Here is a 17,762-nt window from a genome sequence, read left to right as displayed (position 1 = left end):
ACCATGCGCTCAACGCACGGTTTCCGGACCGCCTTTCACATAGATGATCTGCCCCGAGACGAACGAAGCGTCTTCGCTGCACAGGAATGCAATCACGTTGGCGATGTCGCGCGGCACACCGACGCGGCCGAGCGGAATGCTCTTGGCGCGCATGGCCTTGTATTCCTCAACCTCATAACCGCGACGCGCGGCTGTCTGGCGCGTCATTTCGGTATCGACGAAACCCGGGGCCACGGCATTGACGTTGATGTTGAATGGGCCGAGTTCGACCGCTGCGGTGCGGGTGAAAGCCTGCAGACCCGCCTTGGCGGACGAGTAGTTGGCTTGGCCGCGATTGCCCAGTGCGGAAGTGGAAGAGAGATTGACAATCTTGCCGGCGCGCTTGTCGACCATGTGACGCTGGACAGCGCGCGTGCACAGGAAGGTGCCGCGCAGGTGCACGTTCATGACGGCATCCCAGTCATCGACCGACATCTTGAACAGCAGGTTGTCGCGCGTGACGCCGGCATTGTTGATCAGGCAGTCGATGGAGCCGAATTTCTTCAGCACCGATTCGACCATCTGCTCGACCTGCGCCTCGTCGGCCACGTTGCAACCAACGCCGATGGTCTCGACACCATACTCGGACGCAATGGCGGCAGCGGTTTCAGTCGCAGCCTCGGCGGACAGATCGCACACGGCGATCTTGGCCCCCTCCTCTGCAAACCTGGCCGCGGTGGCTTGTCCGATCCCTCGTGCCGCGCCGGTGACGAGCACGACTTTATCCATGAAGCGTTTCTGCATCGCTTGGGTCTCCAGTTTTTTTTGCCGGGATAGGCGCATTGCGCGCTCCTCGGCTGTTTTCAGGCAGTCTAAGTGGCTGGATTTGCAGTGTCAATATTTGCCACATTTTCCGAATAACCTCGAAAACATGACCAGGATTCTCATCCTTGCGTCTCCGCCAAATATGAACACAACATTGCCATTGACACGGATTTAAGAGCAATAAAATTGCCGATTTTAGATACTATTGAACTTAAATTTCTTTTTAGAACATAGAAAACTATTCCACTATTTGTGATTTTTTTGCTATGCACCATGATTTCAGGTGCGCGGCGCACGCGCGGCGGCCTCCCGACCCGCGATGCGTCCGCCCACGAAACATTCCGCCAGATTGCCGCCCGACACGTAGACATGGCCGAACACGCTACCCAGCTCGCCCGCCGAGTAGAGCCGGTCGATCGGCTGACCCTCGACATCAATGACGCGCTGCCGCGCATCGTGCACCGGACCACCTTGCGTATTGATCACCACCGGCCACAGGGCGGCCCAGTAGTATGGCGGCTCACGCAGCGCCATCATGGTTTCCGGACGGCGACCGAAGGCCGTGTCCTCGCCTGCGTCGCAATCGGCATTCCACTGCTCGACCGTGGCCCGCAGGACCGCCTCGTCCACACCGGTCTGCTGCGCCAGCTCGGCGAGCGACTCGGCGCGGTTCAGGATGCCGTTCTCGACCTCGCGCAGGTTGTCGTCGCTCCACTCGTACCACGCCTCGCGGTCATTGGTGATGGCGCGGCCGAGCGGATAGGCCTTGCGCCCAGCCTCATCAAACAGCAGAAAGGATGGCAGGCGCGGATGACGGTATGTTTTCGGCTCGTAGAAATCGAACTGGCGCACACCGGTGTCGGACATGTACGGAGGATATTCGTCAACGTAGCGGCGGCCGTCCTGGTCGACAATGATCCAGGCCATCTTCGGCAACGCACGCTCGGTGCGCTCGGGCGTCCACATGGGCAGCAGCTTGACATACAGGCCGAACGGATACTCGGGATCGGGGTGGCGCAGTCCGTACGGGCCGTGGTACAGCCACATGTGCCAGAGATCCGCGCCGACCGCCTGGGCCATGCGGATGCCATCGCCGGTATTGCCACGGAAGCCGGTATTGATGACCGGCGTCGAGACCAGGTACTGGCGCTTCATTTCCTCGTTGGCCTCGAAGCCGCCACAGGTAAGGATGACGCCGCGTCGCGCCTCGATATCGACTGTCTGGCCCTCGCGCTCCGCGCGCAGGCCGACGATCTCGCCCGCATCGTTGCGATGCAGGCGCGCGGCCGCGGTCGAAGTCCACACGTCGATGGCCGCGCGCCGCAGCTCGACGTTATCGACCAGCACCTTGAACAGCAGGCAGCCGGGCCGCATCGGGCGCGCCGCCAGATAACCATCGCGCGCATCGAATCCGGGAATGCTTTCGATCTCAGCATAGCCGAGCGAATCGCAGCCTGGGAAAGGATAGTTGCCAGGCGAGTTGACTACCTTGACGGTCGCATCGCTCGCCTTCGCAAGCGAACGCAGGTAATCCGGCGCCTCGGCCATGCCGTCCGCCAGTACGCGCAGCACATCGTCCGGCGTACGGCCGCCGCAGGTATGCTTGAGATAGCGGAAGGCATCGTCGGCGCTGGACGTAATGCGCAGCCCGCCCGCCGAGAGAATCGAAATACCGCCCGGATCGGGCATCTTCTCGATCAGCAGGACGCGCGCACCCGCATCGGCAGCCTCGATGGCCGCCACGGCACCCGCGGCACCATAGCCCACCACCACGACGTCATAACTGGCATTCCATGCCGGCAAAGCTTGCGCCATCTCGTCTCCTTAAGTCCACATATTGGTCTTTATTATCATGAAAAGAAAGCATAGCACTCTTGCATAACTTCCGCATGATGCGAATTTCCCTTACCAGATAGAGAGCCTTGCGCTACCATATGCAGGCAAGGCAGTTTTGTTATAATTCCATATATTGAATACTAACCAGCGGAGGAGCCATGGCGACCTACGAAGTCAAATCAGAAATCACGGGGACGGTATGCAAGGTCACGGTCAACATCGGCGATCACGTGGCGGAAGATGATCCGCTCGTATTCGTCGAGTCCATGAAGATGGAAATCCCGGTGGTCGCTCCACGCGGTGGACGCGTCACGGAGATCCGGGTAGCCGAAGGCGACAGCATCGGCGAAGGCGACGTCACGGCCATCCTGGAAGTCTGACCGCGGTACTGCTGCAGCCCGGCATCGCCGGGCTGCCCTTCAAACTGCTTCGATCACATCAGCGCCAGGACACGTTGCGGAAGTTCAGGAAGCCCGAACCCTCCTGCACCTCCCAGTTCAGATCCTTCTTCTTGGCAAACACGTTGAACAGCTCCGTGATGAGCACCGTCGACGCATCGTCATGCAGCAGCTTGCTGATCTTGCGGAAGATCGCGCCGCGCGCTTCCGCGCCGGATGTCTTGTCCAGCTCCTTGATCAGCGCCTCGACCTCCGGATTGTAGTAATCCGACCAGGCGCCTTCCTTCGAGAACGAACCGGCGATCGGGTGGATCGGGTCGTAGATCGCGTTGGTGAACTGCGTGGTGGTCATCGGACCGCTCTTGTGCGTATTGTTCAGGCGGCTCCAGGCGGCGTAATCCAGACGGTTGATCTCGGCCTTGATGCCAACCTGGCCCCAGTACGCCACCAGCGCCTCGGCCAGCTCCTTCGGCCAGCCCACCGCGTCGTACAGCTTGACGGTAAAGCCGTTCGGGTAACCTGCCTGCTTCAGCAACTCCTTGGCCTTGGCCGGGTTGTAGCCATACGGCTTGATACTGGGATCGTGCCCGTACGGATAGTACTTGGAGATGAATGTGCCCATCGGCGCGCCAATGCCGTGATATACGCCCTTGATGATGGCGTTGGCATCGATGGCATAGTTCAGCGCCAGCCGGACCTCACGCTTGTAGATCGGCGTACTCGGGTCGTTGGTATACAGGCGCACGTGCATCGGCGACGACACCGGATTCGAAATCACGTTGAGCGCAGCATCCTTCTTCAGGCGCGCCACTTCCGACAGCGGCACGATGGCGGAAATGTCCACCTCACCCGCGAGCAGCGCATTCACGCGGCTGGCCGGCTCGGGAATATAGCGGAACACCAGGTTGCTGATGGCCGGCTTCTTGCCATAGAAATCCTCGAAGCGCTCCAGCTCGAGCGAGCGGCCGATGGCATTGTTCTTGACCTTGTACGGGCCGGTGCCGATCGGCGCAGCGGCAAATGCCTCGGGCGTCGGCAACTTCGACGTATAGGCCTTGGGCACGATGAACAGGAATCCCGCCACCTTGTTCATGAACACGCCGTCCGGCTGCTTCAGCTTGACCACCACGGTGGTCGGCGACGGCGTTTCGATGCTATCGACGACTGGCGCAAAGTAGACCCGGCGCGTACTCTTCGAAGCCGGATCAATGATGCGCTCGATCGAATATTTCACGTCTTCCGAGGTGAAAGGATCGCCGTTATGGAATTTGATGCCCTTGCGCAGCGTAAAGGTGTAGGTGAGGCCATCGGGCGACATCTTGTAGTTTTCCGCCATGCGCGGAATCACGTTACCCTTGGCATCGAAGCCATACAGCGTATCGTAGATCTGCATCGCATAGCGCTGCGAATCGCCACTCGCCGTCACCTGCGCATCGAGACTCTGGATCTCCTTGTCCAGCGCCACGACCACCGTGTTCTTGTCGACCGCCGGCGTGGTCTTGTCCGCCGCAACCGCGACCCCCGTAGCCAGCAAGGCTGCGCTCACCATCATCCCTACCAATCGCTTAACTTTCATGCTCCGACCTCACATTGACCACATAGTGGAATAATTATGTTGTATAGAACTACATGAAACGGCATTGAAGAATGCGCTTTAAAGCTAATAACTTCAATGGTGAATGTCAATGCGCAATATTACCGAGGATGGTGTACGATGAGTTGTGGAACACTTATGATATTTCCGCATTTCAATATATGGATCGTGCTTCGCACAATGTGAAGCCCCAGAAAAACACTGAGACATGGACAAGACTCGGATTGAAGACTTACTGCACCGCCGCGCAGCGGTCCGCAACGCTACCCCGCCGGCCGCACTCGACAAACTGCGCAGCGCCGGCAAACTGACCGCGCGCGAGCGCGTCGACACCCTGCTCGATCCGGGCAGTTTCGTCGAACTGGGTGTCCTCGCACACAGCGGCCATGCCAAATTGAAGGACCGCACGCCGGCGGATGGCGTGGTATGCGGGCATGGCACCATCAACGGCCGCATCGTCTATGTCGCGGCCGACGATCCCACGGTACTGGGCGGCACGCGCGGCCGCGTCGGTGAGGTCAAGATCAACCGTACGCGCGCCCTTGCATTGAGCCACGGTAAACCGTTCATCGCGCTCATGGAGGCCGGCGCGGCACGTGTGCAGGAGAGTTATGGCGCCATGGCCGCCGCCATGGGCACGCGCTTCGGCGATCATTTCCGCATGTCGGGCCGGATTCCGCAGGTCGCCGGCATCATGGGTCCGGCATTTGGCGGGCCATCGTTCACCGCAGCCCAGTCGGATTTCACGACCCTGGTCAGCAAGACAGGCTTCATGGGCATGTCCGGCCCCCTGGTGGTCAAGGTTGGCATCGGCGGCGATGTCACCAGCGACGAGATCGGCGGCGCGGAAATCAGCAGCACGGTTACCGGCCAGACCGACCACGTCGGCGAGCATGAGCAAGACTGCCTGCAGGCCATTCGAGATTTCCTGTCTTTTCTTCCGGACAACTGCGATGAGCTGCCGCCCGTGGCCGAACCCCGTCCGGCGCTGCTCGATACCGAAGAAGGCAAGGAAAAGCTGCGCGCCATGATTCCGGAATCGAGCCGGCAAGCGTATGACATGCGCAAGGTGCTGGCCCTCATCGTCGACGCCGGCGAAATCTTCCACTACCGTCCGCGCTACGGCCCCAACCTGGTGACGGCGCTCGGCCGTATCCAGGGCCATCCGGTAGGTTTCGTCGCCTCGAATCCGATGGCGCGCGGCGGCACGCTCGATGAGCGGACCGCGCAAAAGCAGCGCAAGTTCATCGACATGTGCGATGCCTTCCATATTCCGCTGGTGTTCATCGGCGATGCACCCGGCTTCCTTGTCGGACCGGACATCGAAAAGCACCGCATGGTGTCGCTGGCCTCTCGCCTGCTCAATACCATGTGCGCCATCACGGTACCGCGTGTCACCATCGTCGCCCGCAAGGCCATCGGCCTGGCGTACATCGCACTGGGCGGCCGCGTTACCAACCCGGACAAACTCGTGGCGTGGCCAACCGCACACTTTGATGTGATGGGCCCCGAGGCGGGCGTGGAACTGGTCCACGGCAAGGAACTCGCCAAGGCCGAGGATCCGGTCAAGCGCCGTGCGGAGATCATGGAAAAGCTGGAGGCCGAATCGAGCGCCTATGAAGCCGCGGCCATGGGCCTGATCGATGACGTGATCGATCCAGGTGAAACCCGCGATGTGATCATCGACACACTGGCACGCGCCAGGGCGCGCTACAAGCCGGGCTTCAAGCACCGTATCGATCCGTGAGGCAACATGACTGTCGACCTGCACATTGAGGAAGGAATCGCGCTGGTGACGCTGAACCGGCCAGCCGCGCTCAACGCCATCGACTATCCGATGCGGCGCGCCATCCAGGCGCTCTGGCCACAGCTCCAGAACGATCCGGCCGTGGATGTGATCATCCTTACCGGTGCAGGCGACAAGGCATTCTGCGTCGGTTCCGACCTGAAGAACACCCCGCCGCCCGATACCTCCTTCGCACAGGAAACCTTCGGCGCGGGCGCCAACGACTCGCTGCTGACGGGCCTCGATACCGACAAGCCGATCCTCTGTGCTTTCAATGGCTCGGCATACGGCGGAGGGCTGGAGCTGGGGCTGGCGGCCGACATCCGCATCTGCGCACCGCATGCCAAGTTCGGCTTGCCGGAAGTGCGCGTCGGCACCCTGCCCGGCTCGGGCGGCACGCAGCACCTGCCGCGCCTGATCGGCGATACCAATGCCATGTACATGCTGCTGACCGGCGACAGCATCGATGCAGAGACCGCGCTGCGCGTCGGCCTGGTGAGCCAGGTCGTGCCAGCGGCGGAACTGCAGGATGCGGCATTGCGCATCGCGCGCCGCATCCGCGCCAACGCACCGCTATCGGTGCGTGCCGCCAAGCGGCTGGTGCGCGATGGCCGCGATATGCCGCTGCCCATGGCGCTGCGCCACGAGCGCCAGACCTGGGGCTTGCTGCGCGATACCGAAGACCGCAAGGAGGGGCGCGCCGCTTTCGCGGAAGGCCGGCCACCGCGCTATACAGGACGCTAGAAGGAGCACTGCGCCGGTGCATCGGCCGCCGCGCCATGCATGGCACCGCCGTACCGCTGCATTACCCGAATCATGCCGATCCGTGCCGGCGCCATACTTATTCGCACGGCGAGGAGAAATCGTGTCACGTACCGTGCCCGAATGCATTCCAGAGCTTGCCGCCGTGCCGCCGCGCCGGTCGTCCAAGCCGCAGGCGTCCTACACGGAAGGCACGCAGAGCATCCAGCGTGCCATCGCCGTGCTGCGCGAAATCGCCGCGCACAACCCGCGCGGCATGCGGCTCGTGGACATCGCCGCCAAACTGCAGATCGAGCGCGCCACCGCGCATCGCATCATGAAGGGCCTGAGCGTCTACGGCATGACCATGCGCGACCCGCGCACCAACCATTACAAGCTGGGCCCGGCCGTCCATGCGCTGGGGCTGGCATCGTCCGTCCACTACTCGCTCGCCGAAGTCTGCGAACCCAGCCTGATCCGCCTGGCCGAGGCCAGCGGCGATTCGATTTTCCTGATGGTACGCAGCGGCTACGACGCCGTCTGCCTGCGCCGCGTGGAAGGCAGTTTCCCCTTGCAGACCCACAGCCTGGACACGGGCACGCGCCGCCCGCTCGGCGCCGGCGCCGGCGCACTGGCGCTGCTGACGGTGCTGGAGGATAGCGAGATCGAGCACATCATTGAGGTCAATACGCCACGCCTGGAAGGGTACCGGATCAAGGAGCCGGAAGCGCTGCGCACCGCAGTCGAGCAATCGCGCCAGCTGGGCTACGGGATGAACCAGGAACTGCAGACACCTGGCATCTGCGCCATCGGCATGGTGGTTCCGCTCGCGCATGGCGTGCCGTATGTCGCCCTGAGCATCGCATCCTCGTCGTCACGCATGCGTACGCGGCGCGAAGAGCTGACGGCACTGCTTACCACCGAGGTCACGCAACTCGCCAAGCTGCTCGCCAGCCAGCCACCGTGGATCTGAGCACGCACAACGATACGGCGCGAAACCCGCGGGGCAAATAGAAAACGCGCCGCACCATCCCGAGCAACGTGGGACGGTACGGCGCGAATAAAACAGGGATCAGGCGCGCGCCAGATCGGGGTGCGAATGCGGCACGCTGTAGTTGCCGCTGGCATACAGCAGCGGCGTGCCTTCGGAGTGCCCCGTGTCGAGCACTTCGCCGATGAAGATCAGATGATCGCCGCCCTCATGCCGCATATTGCTGGCGCACTCGAACCACGCCACGCTGCCCGCGAGCAGTGGCATGCCGTTCTTGCCGTAATACCAGTCCACGCCTTCGAAGCGGTTCTCCACTGGCGATGCGAAACGGCCGGCGAGCGACATCTGGTCGGCATGCAGGATATTGATGGCGTAGTGCCCCGCATTTTCGAATGCAGGCAGATTGCGCGAGCGCTTGTTCAGACTCCACAGCACCAGCGGCGGGGTGAGCGACACCGAGTTGAACGAATTTGCCGTCAGGCCGATCGGCTCGCCTTCCGGCGTGACGGTGGTAATGATCGTCACCCCGGTCGCAAAGCACCGCAGGGCCTGACGAAAACGCTGCGCATCCAGTTCGTTGTTCAACATGTCTCTCCAAGTCAGCTTGACAGCACCGGCGCCCATGCACCTGGCGGCGATCTTCTTTTAAGAAAACTTTAGTCAACAAGACTAGTTATGTCAATATATGATACTTTAAAATAGCGTTGAAACGACGCGATTCGCGGCCCTGTCTCACTGCAACATCGGCTGAAAAATCGCAGTTTTACATTTATATTCAATAACTTAAAAGAACATCGTTTTCTCCGGCGTTGTGCAACCGCAAAATTTGCGCCGGTCATAATAAAGTGTCGTTTTTATAATAGTTGCAATATGTGGAATAATTGGCCGGCTTCCACAGCGGCTTGAACCACCTTCAGGAGACCTGCAATGTTCCAGAAAATCCTCGTCGCCAACCGTGGGGCGATTGCCCGCCGCGTCATCCGCTCGCTGCGCCAGATGGGCATCCGCTCGGTGGCGGTGTACTCGGAGGCCGACAAGGACCTGCCTTATCTTGCGGAAGCCGACGAGACCTACGCCATCGGCGCCGCCGCGCCCCTGGAGAGCTACCTGAACCAGGACCTGCTGTTGCAGGTCATCAAGGAAAGCGGCGCGGACGGCGTGCACCCCGGTTACGGCTTCCTCTCGGAAAACGCCACCTTCGCGGCCCGCGTGAATGCCAGCGGCGCACGCTTCATCGGCCCCTCGCCGGAGTGGATCGAAGCCATGGGCCACAAGACCCGTGCCCGCGAAACCATGGCCCGCTACGGCATGCCGATGTCGCCGAGCTCGGGCCTGCTCGATGAGGACTGGACAGCGACGCTCGCCGCCGCCGAGAAGATCGGTTTTCCCGTGCTCGTCAAACCTGCCGCTGGCGGCGGCGGCATCGGCATGCTCGCGGCACACTCGGCGGAAGAACTGCAGAACGCCGTGACGCAGGCCCGCTCCATGGCTGGCCGCAGCTTCGGCAGCGCCGAGATCTACCTGGAAAAGCTGATGGTGCAGCCGCGCCATATCGAGTTCCAGATCCTCGCCGACCGCCATGGCAATGCCTGCCACCTGTTCGAACGCGACTGCTCGATCCAGCGCCGCCACCAGAAGGTCATCGAGGAATCGCCCGCGCCGCGCCTGCCGCGCACCGATGTGGAGGCCATGGGCGACCGCATCGTGCAGGCCATGGAGGCGAGCGGCTACGACGTGATCGGCACCGCCGAGACGCTGCGTGACCGCGACGGCCTGTTCAGCTTCCTCGAAATGAATACGCGCCTGCAGGTGGAGCACGCGGTCACCGAGGAGATCACCGGCATCGACCTGGTCGCCGCGCAGATCCGCCTGGCGGGCGGCGCGCGCCTGAACGAGGTCATTCCGTCGCAGCCGCAGATCAACGGGCACGCCATCGAGGTGCGCATCTATGCCGAAGATCCGGTGCGCTTCTACCCGTCGCCGGGCACGCTCAAGACGCTGCGCCTGCCGAGCGGACCTGGCGTACGGGTGGAGTGCGGCTTCAGCGAAGGCAATCGCATCACGCCCTACTACGATCCGATGATCGCCAAGTGCATCGTGCATGCCCCCGACCGCGCCCAGGCCATCGCCGGCATGCGCGCAGCCCTGGAAGCGACCGTCATCGAAGGCGTGAAGACAAACATTCCGTTCGCGCAGAAAGTCCTGGCCGATGCCACCTTCGCCTCCGGCGAGGTGCATACCGGACTGGGCATGCAGATCCTCGGGCAGTAAGAGACCCGGGCGCGGGTATGCCGGGCTTCGGCCCGGCTGCTTGCGCCATCGCCAAACTCCTCGGGCGTGCGTCATCGCGCCCGGCACCGCCGCACGCGTGGTCGGACCTATGGCCGAGCATCGGGCCCCAAACGCAACCCTGTGGCTCATCTCATGCACGACATCACGCACCACGACTTGCTTTCCGCCACGCGTCGCCTCCCCAGTGGCCACATACCCCTCCGTTTTCCCGTGTGCCGCGTCCTGATACCAACTGCCACACGCCGGTCCGCACCCACGCCGATTGCCACGCTCGACACAATGCATTATGATTTATCGGACAATTTTTGCAAATTGTACCCACTGAATCGCGATTAATTGATGCAATCCATTCAGACATTGCCAGCGGCTTGCGCGCGCCCTGCTTCGCGCGTTTCCCCACCGAGCACCTCGATAAGATGAACGCCATGCACTTGGCCGCACCCCGCCCTACTCCTGCCACCACGGTCAACACAACCAACGCGGCCAAGGTGGAAACCAATCCTTTCATCGGCCTGACCTATGGCCAGTCGCTGCGTCTCATCGCTGATCGATTCGGTGAGCGCGAAGCACTTGTCATGGATGGGCGCCGCTGGACGTTCCATGCCGCGCTGGCGGAAATCGATCGCGCCTCCGCACGGCTGCTCGCCGCGGGCTTCCGGCCCGGCGACAAGCTTGCGCTGTGGATGCCCAACCGGCCCGAGTTTCTATGGTACTGGCTGGGCGCGGCGCAGATCGGCATGCTCGCCGTGGTCATCAACACGCGCCTCAAAGGCCAGGAGGTGGCCTATCAGGTTGCGCAGTCCGACAGCCGCGCGATCATCGTTCCGGGCGATGGAGCGTTCAAGGATTTCATCGGTGACATCGCTTCGTTCCGCGCCGAATTGCCAGCCCTCGAGCAGGTGATCGCGCTCGATCCGACAGCGCATCCGCATGTGCTCGACTGGTCCCGGCCCGATGACACGGATGAGACGGAAAACGCCAAGGACATCCAAAGCGGTCCCCTGCCACTGGCAGAGGACCCGGAAGCGCCCGCGCTGATCTCCTACTCATCGGGCACCACCGGCCTGCCGAAAGGCGCGCTGATCGCCCATTCGGTGTTCCGCAAGGCGTGGGACATCGGCATGTACACGGACCAGACTGAAAACGACCGGCTGCTGCTGGCCATCCCGTTGTTCGGATCGCTGGCGATGATGAACGGCGTGCTACCGTTCTGGACGCGCGGCGGCGCTATCGTCGTCATGGAGCGCTTCACGCCGCAAGCATTTCTCGACCTGGCCGCGCAGGAGCGTTGCACGATGACGCACCTGCTACCGCCGATGATCGTGGCCCTGGAGGCGCTGCCGCACGCGGAAGTCCGCAGCAAGCTGGCGACCATGCGTACGGCGAACGTGGTGTCGCTCGATCACTCGATCTTCCAGCTGGTGACGGACAAGCTGGGTATTCCCGGCGCCATCATCGGCTATGGCCTCACGGAATCGACGACGGTCGCAGTCCGCAACCGCTGGGACGATCCAGCCGAGGCGCGCATGACCTCGCAGGGGCATCCGCTGCCCGGCATCGAGCTGCGCATCGTCGACCCGGAAACCGGCGCGATCTGCGGCCCCGGCACACCGGGGGAAATCCAGCTGCGCGGCTACTGCATCATGAAGGGGTACTACAACAAGCCTGAGGAAACGCGGCAGGCGGTGGACACGGACGGCTGGTTCCACACCGGCGACTTCGGCGTGGTGCGCGACGATGGGCGGCTCAGCTTCCTGTACCGCTACAGCGACGGCTACAAGACCAACGGTTTCAATATCTCGCCATCCGATGTCGAAGCCGTGGTCCGGCAGCATCCGGACGTCGTCGATACGGCGGTATTCGGCCAGGACGATCCGGTCGCGGGGCAGGTCGGTGTGGCGTGCGTGGTGCTGTCCGGGGCTGCGCGGGACAGCTTCGACGAGGCCGCCTTTCTGGCCTTCCTGCGCGAGCACCTGCCGTCATACAAGGTACCGCGTCACGTGGTGCCGGTGGAGAGCCTGCCGGTTACCGCCGGGACCGGCAAGGTGCAGAAGTTCCAGCTGCGCAAGATGGTCGAACATCTGCTACCGGTACGCAACCTTGCATCGAGGGCGACGGCCTGATCTACCCGCCTCGGGTCATACCGGAAACCGGTCGCTGGGGTCGATCGCCAGCACCGGTACCAGGCACAGATCTGCAGATTGATGCGGACACTCAGACTGACCACCGCCCATCGAGCGCGCATGTTGGCCGCCCGCGGCTGATGCAATCGATGCCGCGCGGCGACCGGCGCTGCGCCGCAGAGCCCTGCTCAGACCACCGAGCTGTAGCGCGTTGGCCGTGACGCCAGCAGCGTTGCCAGCTTGGCAAAGCAGGTCTTGAGCATGTCTGGCGCGAGCGCGGCATTAAGCGTGATGCGCGTGCCCACGTCGCCCGCCCGGCTGTCGATCAGGAAGTTGTCGAGATACGGAATCGCCAGCCCCTGCTGGCGTGCGGCACGCACGAATTCGTCGGCATTCCACGCCCTGGGAATGTTCAGCCACAGGTAATTGCTGCCGAGCGCGGCGCGGAACTGGTCGGGCGCGAAGACGGCGCGCGCGGTATCCAGGCACCGGCCCATGGCATCCAGATAGGCATCGGCCAGCGTCTCCGCCGCACGTGATTGCACCAGTGACGTGGCCAGCTCCAGGTTCAGGGTCGAGGGCCCGAGGCGGTTCGCATACAACGCATCCGCCAGCGCACCCAGCATGGGTCCGCTGGTGTGAAGATAGCCCACGCGCACGACCGGACTCATGAATTTCGAGAGGCTGGTGATATAGCACGCACGGCCCGGCAGTTGCGCGCTCAGCGGCGCCGGCCGCTCGCGCAGCGGGCTCACCGCGGCATCGTCCTCGATCAGCACGAGATCGTGCTTCTTGATGATCCGCGCAATCTCGGTACGGCGTCGCGCCGACATCGTGCGCGTGGTCGGGTTGTGCACCGTCGGCTGGAGATACAGCAGGCGGGCGCGCGTTTTCTTCGCCTCGCGCTCCAGCGCCTCCGGCGTCACGCCTTCGTCATCCATCTCCAGCGGCTGCAGGTGCAGCCCCTTGATCGCGGCCATCGATTTGAGGCCCGCGTAGGTAATGGCCTCGGCCAGTACCGTATCGCCACGTTGCGCAAGTACGTCGAGACAGATCGACAGCGCCTCCTGTGCGCCATAGGTAGGCAGCACATCCGTTGCCGCGGCTTCCAGTCCGCTACGCCGGATCCACGTGGCGCCGGCCTGGCGATGGGATTCCGTACCCATATTGGCGGGATACTTGTGCAGCGGCATCATCAGGACGCGCTCGGCCAGCTCGCCCAGCGCGCGGGACAGCAGCAGGCTACCCTGGTCGGTCGGGGCGGCGCTGTATGACTGCAGGTCAATCACCGCATCGGCCTGCGGGGAGAAGGTGCGTGGCGCTTCCACCTCTGTCGGCATGCCGGTAATGAACGTTCCGCGCCCGACCTCGCCCGACACCAGGTTGTGCTTGCGGGCGAGCGCATACGCCCGGCTCACCGTGCCGACCGTCACACCCAGCTGTTCAGCCAGATCGCGCTGCGGCGGCAACTGGTCGCCGGGCACCAGTTCTCCGCTCTCGATGGCGCGCGCGATCTCTCCCGCGACCGCCAGATACTTCGGACCGACCGCACTCGACAGGTCTGGTACCCACTTTCCCGACATAGCATTACCCGTATTGATTGATGACCGATTGTATCAGTTCGTCTGGCCTGCCCAGCCCGCCTGATGCGGGCAAAGCCAACGTCACCGCGCGATATTTCCCAATATTGATTTACTTAGATGGTATCATTTGAAGACAATTGATCCATAAGAATGACATCACAATAGAATCAATCCCAAAGGAGGCAGCATGACCCAGACTTCAGCGCTTCACCGGTACACCGCTCTGGACGCGGAACAGGCGGCCCAGACACCGCGCATGCAGGAACTCCGCCGGCTGGTCATCGACGATTTCCGGCCGACCGGCCGTGCCTGCGGAAAAACCTGGGACATGCCGATCCGCAACATCGAACAGCTGCATGCACGCGGCTGGCTGCGCACGGCCGTCAGCGAGGCGCTCGGCGGCGCCGGCTCGACCCTCGACGACGCCGACAAGGCCACCTATGTGCAGGCGATCCGCACGCTCGCCTATGGCTGCCCGAGCACGGCGCATTGCTTCCAGGTCCATATGCATGCCACCTGGATCATCGAGAAAATCGGTACGCCATACCAGATCGACCGCTACCTCAAGCCGGCGCTGCGCGATGGCCGCCTGATCGGCTTTGTCGGCTCGGAAGCCAAGCGCCGCAGCCAGTACATGGTCAACACCAAGGCCAAGCGCGTGGAAGGCGGCTGGCGTGTGACCGGCGAGAAAAACTACGCCACCAATGCGAGCTACATGGGCGCAATGATCGCCACCGCCGCCATCGACGGCGTCGACAATCCGCTCGAGAACCATCTGATGATGCTGATCGACGACAAGATGGAAGGCATCACCGTTGACCCCACCTGGTACCGTCCTGCCGGCATGCGCGCGGCAGACAGCCCGATCATCGTGTTCGACAACGTCTTCGTGCCCGACGAACAGATCCTCGGCCAGCCCGGCGAATATCCGCGCGGCCGCTGGCAGGGGCGCTATCACCTCGGCTTTGCCGCCAACTACCTTGGCGCCACCGAGGGCATGTTCGACTGGTTCATCGACTATATGAAGCTCAAGGGCCGCACCAAGGACAACATCCTGCACCTGCGCACCGGCGAGATCCGCATCGAGCTGGAAGCGACGCGCGCCCTCTTCCACCGCGCGATTGCCGCGTGGGCCGAAGGCGATATCGTGCAGGCCGAGCTGCTGTCGATCGCCGCCAAGTCCACAGCCGCGCACATGGCCTTCAATGCCTCCCACAAGATCATCCATGCGGCAGGATCCACCTCGCTGTTCGAGGAATATCCGCTGGCCACGTACCTGGCCGACTTGCACACGCATGTCCTGCATGCGGTGCACGACAAGTCCGCGCAGACGCTCGGACTGGCCACACTGGGCGAGCAGTTCGATTCGACGACACAGCGGTAAATACACATGGGGCAGCACAGAGCTGCCCCATGCCTTTGACGGCGGCACCGCCTCACGGCCCGCCATAACGTACCTCGTGGCGGCGCCTTACAGCGAGGCCGTGCTGCCCCCATCCGTCTGCATCACGATGCCATTCAGCAAGCTCGCGGCATCGGACAAGAGAAACGCCACGGCCGCGGCAATCTCTTCCGGCAACGCATGCTGACCGCTCAGCGGCTGGGTATTGAACGCACTCGCCGGCGCATGGCTGCCGCTGCCGCCCAGCGCCTTGCTGGCCGCCAGGATGGCATCGTAGCGCTGCGACCGTACCGGCCCGGGCGCCACCACGTTGATGCGGATGCCGCTGGCACCATACATGTTGGCCAGCCCCTTGGTCATCAGGTTGACGGCAGCGTTCGCCGTCATCCCGGGCAGGTGCACCGGCTGCGTCGGCTGGTGGCCACCGCGCCCGGAAACGTTGACGATGCGTCCGTACTGCGCCTTGGCCATATGCGGCAGGACGGCGCGCATCACCTTCAGGTAGCCGAAGAACTTGGTCTCGTAGACTTCCTGCCACGCTGCATCCGGCAACTCGAGAAAATCGCCGAAGCGCGGCACCGTGGTGGTGTTCACCAGGAGATCGATGCGGCCATGCCGCGCCACGATCTCATTGGCGGTCCGGTCCACGGCTTCGCGCTGCGTGATATCCATCGGCAAGGCCAGGCAATCGGCACCGGTACTGGCACGCACTTGTTCCGCCAGCGCCACGAGGCGCTCGGCATTGCGCGACGAGATCACCACGCGGCAACCCTCGGCAGCCAGCAGCGCGGCGACCGCCTGGCCCACCGCACCGCTCGCGCCGACCACCCAGGCGACCTTTCCCGACAGCCCGTACTTCACCATGTCATCTCCCCTGTGCCAGCCGCTTCAGCGCGCCGCCAATGTCAGTTTGCAGCAATACCGGCTTCCCGGACCACGCGGGCCCACTTGACTGCTTCCTCGTGGACGAACTGCTTGGCCTCGTCGACGGTATTGGGCTGTGCCGGCGTGGCGCCCATGTCGGCAATCGCCTTGCGCACTTCCTTCATCTGCAGGATCTCGTTCATCTCGCGGTTCAGCCGCGTCACGACGGCCGGCGGCGTCGCGGCCGGCGCGAACAATGCGAACCACGTCGCCACTTCCAGGTCCTTGTAGCCGAGTTCCTTGAACGATGGCACATTGGGCAGCTGCTCCGCACGCTGCGCCGAAGAAACCGCTACCGCCTTCAGCTTGCCGGCATTCACATGCGGCACCAGCGCGGTGAAGGTGTCGATGGTGAAATCGACATGGCCGCCCAGCAGGTCATTCAGGGCCGGGCCTGTTCCCTTGTACGCCACCGAGGTGAACTTGCACTTGGTGTCCATGCCCAGCTTGGCTGTCAGCAGGTGCGCCATCGAACCGGGCACGTTGACGGATGCATTCAGCGTATTGGGCTTGGCATGGCACAGCGACACGACATCCTTCAGCGTGCTTACGTTGAGCTTGGGGGACACCACCATCACCTGGTAGACCTCGGCGATCCGCGATACCGCCACCAGATCGCGTTCTGCCTGGTAAGGGACCGACTTGAGCAGGGCAAGACCGGAGCTGACGGGGCCACCATAGGTCAGCAGCAGCGTGTAGCCATCGGGTGCCGCCTTGGCGACCTCGTTGGTGCCGAGCACACCGCTCGCGCCACCCTTGTTGTCGATCACGAATGCCTGGCCCAGGCGTTGCTGCAACTGCTGCCCGATGATGCGAGCCAGCATATCGTTGGCGCCGCCGGGCGGCACGGGCACCACGATCTTCACCGGCTTGCTGGGATACGTGTCTGCGTAGGCCGGAGACCATGCAAGGCCGAGGCTGCCCAGTACCACAGCGCCAATGCACACCCACCGGGCGGCCCATGTGGCCATCCGGGCCGGCACCGGCTCGCCGGGCTTGGCCGGCGTCCTGCTAGCGGCATGGCTCGCCCCCGCTGTCGTCATAATGCCGATCCCGGTATGTGGGTCCGTCTGATGCAGTTGCATGCTGCCTTGAGCGCGTTGGTCCATTCCACAGTCTCCGTTCTGAGTGCCTTGCACGATGCAGGTGGCCAGACGCCGATTCGCCCGGCCACCTGCGAGATGGAAAATCGAGAAGCCGAATGCAGCATTTCGGGGCAATATACCAAGATTGCGCGCATATTAAATAGGTGCAACCCCTAGATAATTTGGTATCAATTCGTATAATT

The 17,762-nt window shown here is 62.9% G+C and carries 14 protein-coding genes; 7 read left to right on the top strand and 7 right to left on the bottom strand.

The window, feature by feature from the left end; translation table 11 throughout:
- Positions 1–9 precede the first annotated feature (9 nt).
- Positions 10–768, bottom strand: a complete 759-nt coding sequence (fabG, locus tag ACQ3C8_RS15170; RefSeq protein ID WP_428849646.1) for a 3-oxoacyl-ACP reductase FabG — start codon at positions 766–768, stop codon at positions 10–12.
- A 315-nt stretch (positions 769–1,083) separates the two neighbouring features.
- Complete coding sequence (locus ACQ3C8_RS15165) at positions 1,084–2,619, bottom strand: FAD-dependent oxidoreductase (protein ID WP_428853222.1); 1,536 nt, start codon at positions 2,617–2,619, stop codon at positions 1,084–1,086.
- A gap of 179 nt (positions 2,620–2,798) precedes the next feature.
- Here ACQ3C8_RS15165 and ACQ3C8_RS15160 point away from each other — a divergent pair, with 179 nt between their 5' ends.
- Positions 2,799–3,020: a biotin/lipoyl-binding carrier protein gene (locus ACQ3C8_RS15160; RefSeq protein WP_009521558.1), complete on the top strand. Its 222-nt coding sequence runs from the start codon at positions 2,799–2,801 to the stop codon at positions 3,018–3,020.
- 58 nt (positions 3,021–3,078) lie between these two features.
- Here ACQ3C8_RS15160 and ACQ3C8_RS15155 read toward each other — a convergent pair whose 3' ends face one another.
- A complete protein-coding gene (locus ACQ3C8_RS15155) occupies positions 3,079–4,614 on the bottom strand; it encodes an ABC transporter substrate-binding protein (RefSeq protein WP_009521559.1) in 1,536 nt (511 codons plus the stop codon).
- A gap of 226 nt (positions 4,615–4,840) precedes the next feature.
- Here ACQ3C8_RS15155 and ACQ3C8_RS15150 point away from each other — a divergent pair, with 226 nt between their 5' ends.
- The 3 genes from ACQ3C8_RS15150 to ACQ3C8_RS15140 all read left to right on the top strand — a co-directional run bounded on the left by ACQ3C8_RS15150 (position 4,841) and on the right by ACQ3C8_RS15140 (position 8,132).
- On the top strand, positions 4,841–6,379 hold the full coding sequence (locus ACQ3C8_RS15150; protein WP_009521560.1) for an acyl-CoA carboxylase subunit beta: 1,539 nt from the start codon (positions 4,841–4,843) through the stop codon (positions 6,377–6,379).
- Between the two features lie 6 nt (positions 6,380–6,385).
- Complete coding sequence (locus tag ACQ3C8_RS15145; RefSeq protein WP_428853221.1) at positions 6,386–7,162, top strand: enoyl-CoA hydratase/isomerase family protein; 777 nt, start codon at positions 6,386–6,388, stop codon at positions 7,160–7,162.
- Between the two features lie 121 nt (positions 7,163–7,283).
- Positions 7,284–8,132 carry an IclR family transcriptional regulator gene (locus ACQ3C8_RS15140; RefSeq protein ID WP_428853220.1) on the top strand — a complete coding sequence of 283 codons (849 nt, stop codon included), beginning with the start codon at positions 7,284–7,286 and terminating at the stop codon, positions 8,130–8,132.
- A gap of 99 nt (positions 8,133–8,231) precedes the next feature.
- Here the strand turns inward: ACQ3C8_RS15140 and ACQ3C8_RS15135 are convergent, their stop codons facing one another.
- Positions 8,232–8,738: a flavin reductase family protein gene (locus tag ACQ3C8_RS15135; RefSeq protein ID WP_428849647.1), complete on the bottom strand. Its 507-nt coding sequence runs from the start codon at positions 8,736–8,738 to the stop codon at positions 8,232–8,234.
- Positions 8,739–9,077: 339 nt separating this feature from the next.
- Between ACQ3C8_RS15135 and ACQ3C8_RS15130 the strand changes: the two genes are divergently transcribed.
- Together ACQ3C8_RS15130 and ACQ3C8_RS15125 are read left to right on the top strand one after the other, a co-directional pair.
- Positions 9,078–10,421, top strand: coding sequence for an acetyl-CoA carboxylase biotin carboxylase subunit (locus ACQ3C8_RS15130; protein WP_009521564.1), 1,344 nt, complete (start codon positions 9,078–9,080; stop codon positions 10,419–10,421).
- Between the two features lie 437 nt (positions 10,422–10,858).
- A complete protein-coding gene (locus ACQ3C8_RS15125; protein ID WP_428853219.1) occupies positions 10,859–12,565 on the top strand; it encodes a class I adenylate-forming enzyme family protein in 1,707 nt (568 codons plus the stop codon).
- Between the two features lie 188 nt (positions 12,566–12,753).
- On the opposite strand, the gene ACQ3C8_RS15120 is transcribed toward ACQ3C8_RS15125, so the two are convergent.
- Positions 12,754–14,148 carry a PLP-dependent aminotransferase family protein gene (locus tag ACQ3C8_RS15120; protein WP_428853218.1) on the bottom strand — a complete coding sequence of 465 codons (1,395 nt, stop codon included), beginning with the start codon at positions 14,146–14,148 and terminating at the stop codon, positions 12,754–12,756.
- A gap of 187 nt (positions 14,149–14,335) precedes the next feature.
- Here ACQ3C8_RS15120 and ACQ3C8_RS15115 point away from each other — a divergent pair, with 187 nt between their 5' ends.
- The gene (locus ACQ3C8_RS15115) at positions 14,336–15,532 is read left to right on the top strand and encodes an acyl-CoA dehydrogenase family protein (RefSeq protein WP_009521567.1); all 1,197 of its coding nucleotides are present in this window, start codon (positions 14,336–14,338) and stop codon (positions 15,530–15,532) included.
- 87 nt (positions 15,533–15,619) lie between these two features.
- Here ACQ3C8_RS15115 and ACQ3C8_RS15110 read toward each other — a convergent pair whose 3' ends face one another.
- Positions 15,620–16,414, bottom strand: a complete 795-nt coding sequence (locus ACQ3C8_RS15110) for an SDR family NAD(P)-dependent oxidoreductase (RefSeq protein ID WP_428853217.1) — start codon at positions 16,412–16,414, stop codon at positions 15,620–15,622.
- 41 nt (positions 16,415–16,455) lie between these two features.
- Positions 16,456–17,583, bottom strand: a complete 1,128-nt coding sequence (locus ACQ3C8_RS15105) for a Bug family tripartite tricarboxylate transporter substrate binding protein (RefSeq protein WP_428853216.1) — start codon at positions 17,581–17,583, stop codon at positions 16,456–16,458.
- Positions 17,584–17,762 lie beyond the last annotated feature (179 nt).

This window comes from Imbroritus primus (genome assembly GCF_964332355.1).
GTDB lineage: Bacteria > Pseudomonadota > Gammaproteobacteria > Burkholderiales > Burkholderiaceae > Imbroritus > Imbroritus primus.
The sequence above is the reverse complement of the archived record's forward strand: the minus strand, read 5'-3'. Positions and strand labels throughout refer to the sequence as shown.